The organism is Flavobacterium sp., assembly GCF_039932285.1.
GTDB lineage: Bacteria > Bacteroidota > Bacteroidia > Flavobacteriales > Flavobacteriaceae > Flavobacterium.
Genome location: NZ_JBDTQE010000076.1, coordinates 1 through 12601 on the forward strand (window position 1 = coordinate 1; position 12601 = coordinate 12601).

A 12601-nucleotide genomic window follows, 5' to 3' on the forward strand; every position below is an offset into this window, starting at 1 on the left:
GCGAAGAAGCCGTTCTATTAGCTAAAGAACTGGTTCCCGATGTCGTTGTGATGGGAAAAGGCATGGGTGGCGGTATGCCAGTAGGTGCATTTACAGCAAACGAAGCCCACATGGATCTGTTAAGTCATGATCCAAAACTCGGGCATATTACCACTTTTGGCGGACATCCAGTCATCGCAGCCGCTTGTTTAGCGACTCTGCAAGAATTGGTCGAAACCAATATCATGCAAGAAACGTTAGAAAAAGAACAATTATTTCGTAACTTGTTAGTCCATCCTTTAATAAAAGAAGTCCGTGGCGAAGGACTCATGCTCGCCATTATGACAGAAAGTCCCGAAATCACGAATCAAATCATCTTCAAATGTCAAGATAAGGGTTTAATACTATTCTGGTTACTGTTCGAAGGGTGCGCCATTCGCATCACACCGCCATTAACCATTTCAAATCAAGAGATTACCGACGGTTGTGGCATAATTATTGAAGCTATGAATGAAGTAATGAATGGTAAATAAATAATTGATGATTTTTTTAGGAGCTATTTCCTGCTATCCGTTACAATCTTTTTCTCCTGTTCTCGATACTCCTCGCAAAAAAGCGAGGAACTCGAACTGACGAGAAAAAGGATTTCCACTGCTATCAGGGCTAGGGCTTCAATCTAAAATTAAACATTCAGTCATAAAACCAACATTATTTTTTGAAATTGATTTTTGCTATTGAAATTGATTTTTGCTATTGAAAAATGTTAATTAAATTGTTCACAACAAAAAACAAAAAAGCATACCATTCACGATATAAGTTCTAATTTTATTTTGGATAACTTTAAACGAAACGACTATGTACTTGAGCCAAGAAGAAGACGATCAAAACTTATCCTTATCAAAATTTGAATCAATGCTAAAAACAAACAAAGTCTTGTTTTTTGATTCAGAAGAATTCGAGGATATCATTTTACACTACCTAGATATTGGAAAACCTGCTTTGGCAAAAAAAGCCTTAAAACTCGCCCTAGAACAGCACCCAAAATCAACAGGATTAAAGCTCGTTCAAGTAGAAATGCTTGTTTATGACGACAAGTTAGATATTGCCGAAAAAATGCTAAACGAATTATATGCTATCGAACCTACAAACGAAGAAATATACATTCAAAGAGCCAATATTTGCTCTAAAAGAGACCAACATGAAAAAGCAGTCGAATACCTGAAAATTGCTTTAAAATATACCGATGATTTAGCCGATGTCTATAACTTAATTGGTATGGAGTATCTCTTTTTAGACAATCTCGAATTGGCAAAAGAAAATTTCATCTTATGCCTAGAAGAAGATCCAGAAGAACAATCTAGCTTGTATAACGTCGTTTATTGTTTCGAATTTTTAGATCAGAACCAAGAGGCAATAGAATATATTACAAAATATATCGATACCAATCCGTATAGCGAAATCGCTTGGCATCAGTTAGGAAGGCTAAATTACGGACTCAAACAATACGAAGCCGCTTTAGTAGCTTTCGATTATGCAACACTGATAGACGATGAGTTTCTGGGTGCTTATATGGAAAAAGCAAAAGCACTCGAACGCCTAAAACGTTATGAAGAAGCGATTGAAAATTATAATGAAACTATTAAGCTAGACGACCCTACTTCTTATGCTTTATTAAGAATAGGAAAATGCTACGAAAAATTAGGAAACGAAGTCGAAGCAATTAAATTTTACAACCAAACCGTACATGAAGATCCCTTATTAGACAAAGGTTGGATTGCTATAACCGATTTTTATTTCCGTAAAAAAAACTATCAAAAAGCATTGTATTATGTAAACAAAGCGATACAAATAGATGGTGAAAATAAATTATATTGGAAACGTTTTGCAACCATAAATAAAGCATTAAATCTTTTTGAAGAAGCAGAATATGGCTATAGAAAAGCGGTCGAATTTGGCGATTATCAACTAGATACTTGGTTATTTTGGACAGATGTTTTACAATTTCTAGGAGAATTTGAAGCCTGTATACAAACCTTATTGCAAGCCTGCGAGCATTTCCCAGAGGAATTTGAAATCGAATATCGTTTGGCTGGATTGTACTTTATGTTAAACGAAAACGAAAAAGGTGTTTTTCATTTGAGTAACGGCTTGCGCCAAAACTTCAAAAAAAGAAACATTATCGAAAATTTATTTCCTGTAATTTGGGAACGAAAAGAAGTTCAGGAAGTTATCAATAAATATAAAAAGTAATTTTTTCAAATAACATTTTTTGATATATAAATACGACCAAAATAAAGAAATTTACCGCGAATTTCACAAATTAACGAGTTAGTGAATATTGAAAAAAAACGACAGAGAATATGCACAATTTTGAAGATTTAATATATAGAAGCACATCATATACATTAAGTACATTAGAAGAAACTAATTCTAAAATTATTGAAGCATTACAAACAAGTGGATCAACTGTTTATCTGAAAAACCTACAAATGATTCAACTCCAAAAGACAATTTTTGCAATCGGAATGTTCTCAATGTTTGATGCAATATTACAAGACGAATTAACTTGTCGAAATGGATTTGAAGGTGCAAAAACAATACTTAAAGAAAAACAAAAACTAGAATTACATGATAGTTTTGATTATTTTATAAGCGCAATTAATGTATTAAAACATGGAGAAGGAAGAAGTTATAATAATTTATTGTCAAAAATAGAATTATTGCCTTTTAGAATAAAGATGAAAGATGAGAATTTCTTTGACGAAGGTGATCTTTCGGAAATTAATACATTAGTAGAAGTTGATGACAATTTTGTCTTAAACTGTGCAAACTTAATTGAAACAGTTTCACAAGAAATTAGGAGTGAATAAATTAACAACCCATAACAGCCGTAACACGAGATTTGGGTATTTGACTTAATTTAAAGATGGTTTTGTACTTGGGAAATTAGTGTTTAACAAAAAAAAGGAAACTTAATTTAGTCCAAAATCTCATTTAGCACCAAAACATTTTGTAGACTTATCAATAAAAATTCGTGGTAATTTGTGTGATTTTTGACAAAAAAACATCCTTTTAAATATGAAAAAACTAGGATTACTAGGCAAAAACATTAACTATTCATTTTCTCAAAATTATTTTGCAAATAAATTCGAGAAAGAAAAAATAGATAATGCGTTTAGCTACGAAAACTTTGATATTCAAAATATTGATGAATTTACAACGATTTTAAAAAATAATCCAAATTTAATAGGGCTTAACGTTACCATTCCCTATAAAGAAATTGTTATTCCTTTTCTAGACGAATTGTCTAAAAATGCACAAGAAATTGGTGCTGTAAATACCATCAGAATTTCTCCTAACGGCAAATTATTTGGTGACAATACCGATTTTTTTGGTTTTAATAAATCACTTGAACCTTTACTAAAACCGCATCATAAAACCGCTCTCATTTTAGGAACTGGTGGTGCTGCAAAAGCAGTCGCATTTGGTTTAAAAAAATTAAATCTAGAAAGTGTTTTTGTGTCTCGTCAAGAAAAAGAAAACACAATTACCTACAATCAAATCAATGAAAAAACTTTTGATGATTATCAAATTATCATCAATTGTACGCCATTGGGAACTTTTCCTAAAACAGAATTGTTTCCAGAGATTTCATATCAATATTTCACTTCAAAACACATCGCTTTCGACTTGATTTATAATCCCGAAAAAACGGAATTTCTTAAAAAAGCAGAAAATAACGGAGCAATAATAAAAAACGGATATGATATGCTCGTTTTTCAAGCAGAAAAAGCTTGGGAAATTTGGAATGAATAAGGTTTACTAATTATAATTTATTTGTGCTTTTTCCAATATTTTTTTCCATAACTACAAAAAATTTCTTCTTCTTGTTTTATTCTTCTAGTAGCAATTAAGCAAACATCATTAGATTCATCAAGAGAAATTTTAGCATTATTTTTGAAATCAGATTTAGAGAAACCTGTTGCATCATTGGCATATTTTGCAAAACATTTTACAGGCATCGAGTCCATAATTGTTCCGTCAAGTAGGTTTATAAAATATTTATCTTTCCCTTTTTCAGCTTTAATTTTAGCCTCGCTTTCATTTAAAATTTTTCCTTTAAAAACAGATATAATCTCCTCTTTATATATAGTTATTGCAGTAAACAATCCTGTACCTGAATTGGGGATTTGGGAAGGGTTTATATACAAATAATCAGACTCATCCGCCTTTATTTTATTAATATCGTTCTTCATTAACAGATAATTAATTTTTTTATAAAACTACATTTATTTTATAAAAAACTACTCTCTTTTTCTACCTTTCATCTGAGTCTTGCGTTCTTCTTGCATTTGAAGATAAGTATTGTACTGTTCTTCCGAAAGAAATGCCTTCATTTCAGCATCTTTTTCATCTTTACTTTCTTTCAATTTTTTAAACTTCTCTCGTTTACTACCTTCGCTATTTTTTATTTCTTTTAGCTTAATTACATACTTCTTAGTTATTTCTCTAAAAGTAAATTCTTGTTGTTCTGAAAGTGACAAACGTTCTTTTGCAATTTTTATTTGTTCAACCATTTCGTCTTTTCTATTATTATCCTGAGCAACAATATTGTTAGAATTTAAAACAAAAATAAATGTGATAAGGAAAGCTAGTTTAAATTTTCTCATAATTTATATTTTTAAATGGGATTTAGACCTTAGACTAAAGTTATGAAAAAAGGTTTAATCGAAATACAATTTATCTATTTTTATTATAATAAAAATTATCCTAGAATTTAAAACCCTTTCGTTATAACAAATAGTAAGATTATCTAAAAAGTAAGCTTACAAAGTAAATAGCACTAAAAATAGGCATTTTATAACTTTAATATTAGTTTTTCTTTCTGTTTTGATACGTTTTTAGTACCTTCGGCATTATAATAACTGTAAATATTTTGCACCATGCAAGAAGAACAACATGATAACCTACCCATGGTAGATGGAAATGAAGTATTAGAATCTCAAAATGAGCCTCAAAGCTCTGTAGATGAAGCGATTGAAATAATCGAAAATCTAAACGCAGAAGTTAGTGAGGATACTACTATTGGAGAAAGTCACGATATTCCAATGCTGAATTATGAAGCAATGGATATGGAAAATTTAGTTACAGAGCTAGAAAATCTTGTAGTTTCAGATAAAATTATGGCTGTAAAAAACCATGTAGAAGAAATAAAATCGGTTTTTCTATCAAAATACAACCACTTTATAGAAGAAAAAAAGGAAGCGTTTGTTAATGAAAATCCAGATTCGACTGAAGAATTTGAATATCATTTCCCTTTAAAATCGAAATTTGACTCGTTATACAGTAACTTTAGAAGTAAGAAAAATACCCATTTTAAGAGTTTAGAATCTGATTTAAAATCGAATTTACAAACACGTCTAGCATTAATTGAAGAATTAAAATCATTGATTAATCCTGGCGAAAATATAAAAGACAATCTCAAACAATTTAATGATTTAAGAGAGCGTTGGAAAACAGCTGGAGCAATTCCTAAAGACAAATACAACCATGTTTGGAATAATTTTCATTTTCATGTTGAAAATTTCTACGATTATTTGCATTTAGACCGTGAAGCTCGTGATATAGATTTCAAACACAATCTTGAAGCAAAACTCAAAATAATTGCCCGTGCACAAGAACTTGTAAATGAAGCTGATGTGATGAAGGCTTTCAGAGAATTACAATCGTTACACAAAATATGGAAAGAAGATATAGGTCCTGTTTCTAGAGAGAATCGTGAGGAAATTTGGGCAGCTTTTAGCGAGTTGACTAAACAAATGCACGACAAACGAGAACTTATTTTTGAGCAGCAAAGAGGTTCTGAAGTCGAAAATTTAGCTAAGAAAAAAGAAATAATTGCTGCTATTGAAGCTATTACTACCGAAAAAATTGCTATTCACTCTGGTTGGCAAACCCAAGTTGAAAAAATTGAAGCTTTACGAGCTAATTTTTTTAGTGCTGGAAAAGTTCCAACTGAAGTAAATGAACAAACTTGGAGCGATTTTAAAACTGCAGTACGTAATTTTAATGTGCACAAAAATTCATTTTACAAAGACATAAAAAAAGATCAAAATACAAATCTTGACAAGAAAAATGCATTAGTAGCTCGTGCCAAAGAATTGCAAGAAAGTACCGATTTTAATGTTTCGACTCCTATTATGAAAAAAATTCAAGAGGAATGGAAACAAATAGGTCATGTGCCAAAAAAATATTCAGATTCAGTTTGGAAGGAATTTAAAGAAGCTTGTAATCATTATTTTAACAGGTTACATACCGAAAAAAATGAAAATGAAGAAGTTGAAGTTGCTGCTTTCGAAAAGAAAAAAGAATACTTAGAATCATTAAAATCATTTGAATTGGTTGGTGATCACAAAACCGATCTAGATGCTATAAAATCTCATATCGAAGCTTGGAAAGCCATCGGAAAAGTTCCTTTTGCAAGACGTCATATTGAAGGTAAATTTAATAAAATATTAGATGTTCTTTTCGAAAAACTAAGTTTGAGTAAAAAAGATACTGATATGATGCGTTTTAGTAATAGAATGGATAGTTTATCAGAATCTAATGATACAAGAAAAATTGATAACGAGAAAATTTTCTTGATTAGAAAAGTAGAAGAAGTTCAGAACGAAATTTTCCAATTAGAAAATAATATTCAGTTTTTTGCAAAGGCTAAAAAAGATAATCCAATGGTACTTGAGGTAATGAAGAATATCGAACATCACAAGGAAGAATTAGCCACTTGGAAAGAAAAATTAAAGCAGATAAGACAAATGTAAATTTGGGTTATCATATAATTTTTAACCCTACAAATAAAAAGATGCTAGTATTTGATAAATACTAGCATCTTTTTTTATTTATAGAATTTAAGTTATAGTATCTTCTATAATTTTACTTCCCAACTCTATAATTTCTAAATCTTTTATTTTATCACCTTCAATAACAAAACGCAGCATGGTTCTCACATTGTGAAAACCACTTTTCCCACAAGCACCAGGATTCATGTGCAATAGATTAAGTTTTTTATCAAATTGTACTTTTAGTATATGCGAATGTCCGCAGATAAACAATTTTGGTGGATTTTGTTGTAATTCTTCTCTAATATTTGGATTATATTTACCCGGATAACCACCAATGTGGGTTATCCAAACATCTACATTTTCACAAATAAATCGATTGTGTAAAGGAAATTCGATTCTAGCTTCTGCGTTATCAATATTACCAAAAACAGCTTTTAATGGTTTTATTTTCTTAATTGCATCAGTTACGTCAAGATTACCTATATCACCTGCATGCCACACTTCATCTGCAAGATTTACATATTTTAAAATCGACTCGTCAATATGACTATGTGTATCGGAAAGTAAGAGAATTTTTTTCAAAAGAGAATTTTGTTTGAAACTAGTCTACAAAGCTATACTAAATATTTAAAATTAGTATATTTGTCATGATGAAAAAAGTATATTTAGATAACGCTTCTACAACGCCACTTCGTCCAGAAGTTATTGAAGAAATGGTTAAGGTTTTAATGAATGATTACGGAAATCCGTCATCAACTCATACATTTGGTCGACATTCAAAAAACTTAATAGAACTTTCTAGAAAAAGTATCGCGAAAAACCTTAACTGTTCTAGTCAAGAAATTATATTTACTTCATGTGCAACCGAAGCAAATAATTTTATTATTCAATCTTGTATTCGAGATCTAAAAATAGAAAGAATAATTACAAGTAAAATAGAACATCATGCCGTTTTACATACTATTCAAATTCTGCAAAAAACACATGATATTCAAGTAGATTATGTAAATATTTTAGATTCCGGAGAAATAGACTTGGTTCATCTTTCGGACTTATTAGCATCCGAAAATAAAACTTTAGTAAGTTTAATGCATGTAAATAATGAGATTGGAACTGTCCTTAATCTTAGTAGAGTAGCAAAAATATGCAAACAATACCAAGCATATTTTCATACCGATACCGTACAATCGATTGGGAAAATAAAATTTGATTTACAAGAAACACAAATAGATTTTCTTGTTGCAGGCGCACATAAATTTCATGGTCCAAAAGGAATTGGTTTTGCATTTATAAAAAAGGGAATTGTTTTAAATCCTATATTATTGGGAGGTGAACAAGAAAAAGGAATGCGTGCAGGAACAGAAAGTGTACACAATATTGTAGGAATGTCTAAAGCTTTAGAGTTGTCTTATTTACATTTAGATGAAGAGGAAAAACATATTAATGAGCTTAAAGAATATGCAATATCACAATTAGAGTCTAATTTTTTTGGAATAAAATTTAATGGAAACCCAAAAAACACCTTTTACAATATATTAAATGTTATTTTGCCTTTTTCTGAAGAAAAAACTTCGATGATATTGTTTAATTTAGATATGAAAGGAATTGCAGTTTCACGCGGAAGTGCATGTCAGTCAGGCAGTGTAAAACCTTCTCATGTTTTAGCAGAAATTTTATCGAAAGAAGATTTAAGAAAACCAAGTTTACGAATTTCTTTTAGCCATTATAATACAAAAGAAGAAATAGATTATTTGATTGATAATTTAAAATTATTATAAGACAATTCAATTTCAGCATGTTTTATTTCATTTAACATATCTTTTTTTATGTTTATTTTAACTAAAGTTAGAATTTGGCTTTAACCAAATTTTATGATTAATACTTACTTTTGTATTAAAATAAAACCAAATGGCTAGGTACGTAGAAAACGATTTACCAAAATCGAAAATAAATGCAACTTCTTTAAATAAGGCAAAATTAATATTCAAATATGCTGGAAATCATAAATGGAAATTCTATGTAGGTTTAATCTTTTTATTACTAACAGGCGCAACTGCATTAGCTTTTCCTAAGTTAATGGGAATGTTAGTAGATTGTGTGAAAAACAAAAATTTATCACAAGCAAATAATATTGCACTAGGATTAGTTGGTATACTTTTATTTCAATCGTTTTTTTCTTTTTTCAGAATTTCATTGTTTGTAAATTTTACCGAAAATACGCTAGCAAATTTACGATTGGCTTTATATAGTAATTTAGTAAAACTTCCGATGTCTTTTTTTACTCAAAAAAGTGTGGGAGAGCTAAACAGTCGTATAAGTACTGATATAACCCAAATTCAAGATACATTAACCAGTACAATAGCTGAATTTTTACGCCAGTTTATTCTAATTATTGGAAGTTTTGCCCTGTTAGCAAGTATTAACATTAAACTTACCTTAATGATGTTGTCTGTAGTTCCATTAGTAGCAATTGCTGCTGTTTTTTTTGGAAGATTTATCAGAAAATATGCAAAAAAAGTACAAGATCAAGTGGCAGAAAGCCAAGAAATTGTTGTCGAATCGATGCAAGGAATTAGTATTGTAAAAGCATTTGCAAACGAATGGTATGAGATTGCTCGTTATAAAAATAAAATAAGTGAGGTTGTAAAAGTGGCCATAAAAGGTGGAAATTACCGTGGTTATTTTGCTTCTTTTATTATTTTTTGCCTTTTTGGAACCATTGTAGCCGTAGTTTGGTACGGTGTAACATTAAGTATTAATGGCGAAATGACTGTGGGAGAATTAATTTCATTTGTATTGTATTCAACTTATGTAGGTGCATCTTCTGGGGGGATTGCCGAATTATATACTCAAATACAAAAAGCAGTCGGCGCAACAGAACGTGTTTTCGAATTATTAGAAGAAACTCCTGAAAGAATAAATACAGTTCAGTCATCAATTAAAGAAAAAATAAAAGGAGAGGTAACTTTTCATAATGTAGCCTTTACTTATCCATCTAGAAAAGAAATTCAAGTATTAAAAAATGTAAGTTTTAAAGCTCATTTTGGACAAAAAATAGCTATTGTAGGTCCAAGTGGTGCAGGAAAATCGACTATCTCGTCCTTGTTACTTCGTTTTTATGATATAGAAAGTGGTTCTATATTGATCGATGATAAAAATATTTATGATTATGATTTAGAAAACCTACGTGGAAATATGAGTATTGTACCACAAGACGTTATTTTATTTGGCGGAAGTATTAGAGAAAATATCGCTTACGGAAAACCTGATGCTACCGAAGAAGAGATTATGAATGCTGCTAAACAGGCTAATGCACTTAACTTTGTAAATGGATTTCCTGAAAAATTTGAAACCATTGTTGGGGAAAGAGGCATCAAATTATCTGGTGGACAACGACAACGAATTGCTATTGCTAGAGCTTTACTAAAAAACCCTAGTATTTTGATTCTTGATGAAGCTACCTCATCGCTAGATAGTGAGAGTGAAAAACTAGTTCAAGAAGCATTAGAAACACTAATGGAAGGACGAACCAGCATTATCATAGCCCACAGATTATCGACTATTAGAAATGCAGATACAATTTTAGTTCTTGACAATGGTGTAGTTGCAGAACAAGGAACTCACAAAGAATTAATAGAAATAGAAAATGGTATTTATAAGAATTTAAGTAATTTACAGTTTAGGGATTATTAGAAATAAAAAATCCAGAAAACTCTGGATTTTTTTGTTGTATCAAATAGAGGAATTTTTATTTGATATATTCTATTTTTTGAACTTCCTCAGCATTTATAGTATCAAAAAAGCCTTGAGCACTCATCCATTCATCACTAAATACTTTACTCATATAACGAGAACCATGATCAGGAAAAATAGCAATTACATTACTATTTTCGTCAAACTCTCCTTCTTCTGCATATTGTTTTATAGCTTGCATAACAGCACCAGAAGTATAACCTACAAAAAGACCTTCTGTTTTTGCAATATTTCTTGTCATGTGAGCACTTTCTTCATCAGTAACTTTGACAAATTTATCAATCAAGTCAAAATCAGTAGCGGTAGGAATTAAATTTTTCCCCAAGCCTTCTATTCTGTATGGGTAAATCTCATCATTATCAAACTCTTTGGTTTCGTGGTATTTTTTTATCACAGAACCATAAGCATCTACTCCTAAAATTCTAATATTTGGATTTTGCTCTTTCAAAAACTTTGCAGCACCAGAAAGTGTTCCTCCTGTTCCTGTACAAGCAATTAGATGTGTAATTTGTCCGTTTGTTTGTTCCCAAATTTCTGGACCTGTACTTTTGTAATGTGCTTCAATATTTAAATCATTAAAATATTGATTGATATATACCGATCCTTTTGTTTCTTCGTGTAGGCGTTTTGCTACATTATAATAAGAACGTTCGTCATCTGCAGATACATGAGCTGGACAAACATATACTTTTGCTCCCATGCTACGCAACATATCAATCTTGTCGGCAGATGATTTAGAGCTTACTGCAAGTATACAATCATAACCTTTTATAATACTAACCATAGCCAAACTAAACCCTGTATTACCAGATGTAGTTTCTATAATTGTATCGCCAGGCTTAAGTATTCCTTGTTTCTCTGCTTCTTCGATAATATACAACGCAATTCTGTCCTTAGTAGAATGTCCTGGATTAAAGGCTTCCACCTTAGCATAAAAGTTACCTTTTAAATCTTCGGTAATTTTATTGATTTTAATAAGTGGTGTGTTACCTATTAGTCCCAAAACGTTATTGTAAGCTTTTATTTCTTGTTTCATATATATTGTAATCGTGGCTTATCTTGTTTAAATTTAAATCACTCCAAACGCCACAAAGTTATAAAAAAAATTCTAACTACCTTTTAATTCCTTCTAAATCTAACAAAAAACTAAATTCTTTAGCAACTTCCTTAAGCGATTCGAAGCGTCCCGAGGCACCACCGTGACCTGCATCCAGATTTGTATCCAGATAAAGTAAATTATTATCTGTTTTTAAAGTTCTTAATTTTGCTACCCACTTTGCTGGTTCCCAATATTGCACTTGTGAATCGTGAAGTCCTGTGGTTACTAACATATTTGGATATTCTTGTGCTACAACATTGTCGTAAGGCGAATAAGATTTCATATAATCATAATATTTTTTTACATTAGGATTTCCCCATTCATCATATTCTCCCGTTGTTAGTGGAATAGTATCATCAAGCATTGTCGTAATTACATCTACAAAAGGAACTTGTGCTATAATTCCATTATACAATTTTGGTGCCATATTTATTACTGCACCCATGAGTAATCCCCCAGCAGAACCACCCTCAGCATATAAATGCTCCGCTGAAGTGTATTTTTCTGATATTAAAAATTTTGAACAATCTACAAAATCAGTAAATGTATTTTTCTTTTTTAATAATTTTCCGTTTTCATACCAAGGCCTTCCTAAATCTTCTCCTCCACGAATGTGTGCTATGGCAAAAATAAATCCCCGATCTAAAAGGCTTAGTCTTGTTGTTGAAAACGTGCAATCCATCGAATAGCCGTAAGATCCGTAAGCATATTGCAAAAGCGGATTGCTTCCGTCTAGCTTTACTCCTACTTTATGAATCATCGAAATAGGAATTTTTGTTCCGTCATTGGCTATAGCCCAAATTCTTTTTTCAATATAGTTATTTTTATCGAATTTTCCGCCTAAAACTTCTTGTTCTTTTTTAATTTCTTTGATTTTAGTTTTCATATTAAAATCGATAACCGAAGATGGTGTCGTTAACGATTGATA

General features: G+C 30.8%; 12 protein-coding genes. 7 read left to right on the forward strand and 5 right to left on the reverse strand.

Annotated elements, in window-relative coordinates; genetic code table 11:
- From ABI549_RS11695 to ABI549_RS11710, 4 genes are all read left to right on the forward strand, one after another.
- A partial coding sequence (locus ABI549_RS11695; protein WP_348076644.1) for an aminotransferase class III-fold pyridoxal phosphate-dependent enzyme occupies positions 1-512 on the forward strand: 512 nt, incomplete at its 5' end.
- 322 nt (positions 513-834) lie between these two features.
- Complete coding sequence (locus tag ABI549_RS11700; RefSeq protein ID WP_348076645.1) at positions 835-2229, forward strand: tetratricopeptide repeat protein; 1395 nt, start codon at positions 835-837, stop codon at positions 2227-2229.
- Between the two features lie 110 nt (positions 2230-2339).
- Positions 2340-2849: a hypothetical protein gene (locus ABI549_RS11705; RefSeq protein ID WP_348076646.1), complete on the forward strand. Its 510-nt coding sequence runs from the start codon at positions 2340-2342 to the stop codon at positions 2847-2849.
- A 208-nt stretch (positions 2850-3057) separates the two neighbouring features.
- Positions 3058-3795, forward strand: coding sequence for a shikimate dehydrogenase (locus ABI549_RS11710; protein WP_348076647.1), 738 nt, complete (start codon positions 3058-3060; stop codon positions 3793-3795).
- A 17-nt stretch (positions 3796-3812) separates the two neighbouring features.
- On the opposite strand, the gene ABI549_RS11715 is transcribed toward ABI549_RS11710, so the two are convergent.
- Both ABI549_RS11715 and ABI549_RS11720 read right to left on the reverse strand, forming a co-directional pair.
- A complete protein-coding gene (locus ABI549_RS11715) occupies positions 3813-4235 on the reverse strand; it encodes an SET domain-containing protein-lysine N-methyltransferase (protein WP_348076648.1) in 423 nt (140 codons plus the stop codon).
- Between the two features lie 48 nt (positions 4236-4283).
- Positions 4284-4649 (reverse strand): hypothetical protein, encoded by a 366-nt coding sequence (locus tag ABI549_RS11720; RefSeq protein ID WP_348076649.1) that lies wholly within the window; start codon positions 4647-4649, stop codon positions 4284-4286.
- 273 nt (positions 4650-4922) lie between these two features.
- Between ABI549_RS11720 and ABI549_RS11725 the strand changes: the two genes are divergently transcribed.
- The gene (locus ABI549_RS11725; RefSeq protein ID WP_348076650.1) at positions 4923-6800 is read left to right on the forward strand and encodes a DUF349 domain-containing protein; all 1878 of its coding nucleotides are present in this window, start codon (positions 4923-4925) and stop codon (positions 6798-6800) included.
- Between the two features lie 87 nt (positions 6801-6887).
- Here ABI549_RS11725 and ABI549_RS11730 read toward each other — a convergent pair whose 3' ends face one another.
- Entirely contained in the window at positions 6888-7403 is a 516-nt protein-coding gene (locus ABI549_RS11730) for a metallophosphoesterase family protein (protein WP_348076651.1), read from the reverse strand.
- A 68-nt stretch (positions 7404-7471) separates the two neighbouring features.
- On the opposite strand from ABI549_RS11730, the gene ABI549_RS11735 reads away from it, so the two are divergent.
- Positions 7472-8599: a cysteine desulfurase family protein gene (locus ABI549_RS11735; protein ID WP_348076655.1), complete on the forward strand. Its 1128-nt coding sequence runs from the start codon at positions 7472-7474 to the stop codon at positions 8597-8599.
- A 130-nt stretch (positions 8600-8729) separates the two neighbouring features.
- A complete protein-coding gene (locus ABI549_RS11740) occupies positions 8730-10514 on the forward strand; it encodes an ABC transporter transmembrane domain-containing protein (RefSeq protein WP_348076652.1) in 1785 nt (594 codons plus the stop codon).
- 55 nt (positions 10515-10569) lie between these two features.
- Here the strand turns inward: ABI549_RS11740 and ABI549_RS11745 are convergent, their stop codons facing one another.
- Both ABI549_RS11745 and ABI549_RS11750 read right to left on the reverse strand, forming a co-directional pair.
- Positions 10570-11610: a cysteine synthase family protein gene (locus tag ABI549_RS11745; RefSeq protein WP_348076653.1), complete on the reverse strand. Its 1041-nt coding sequence runs from the start codon at positions 11608-11610 to the stop codon at positions 10570-10572.
- 76 nt (positions 11611-11686) lie between these two features.
- The coding region (locus tag ABI549_RS11750; protein ID WP_348076654.1) for a prolyl oligopeptidase family serine peptidase at positions 11687-12601 on the reverse strand (915 nt) is incomplete at its 5' end.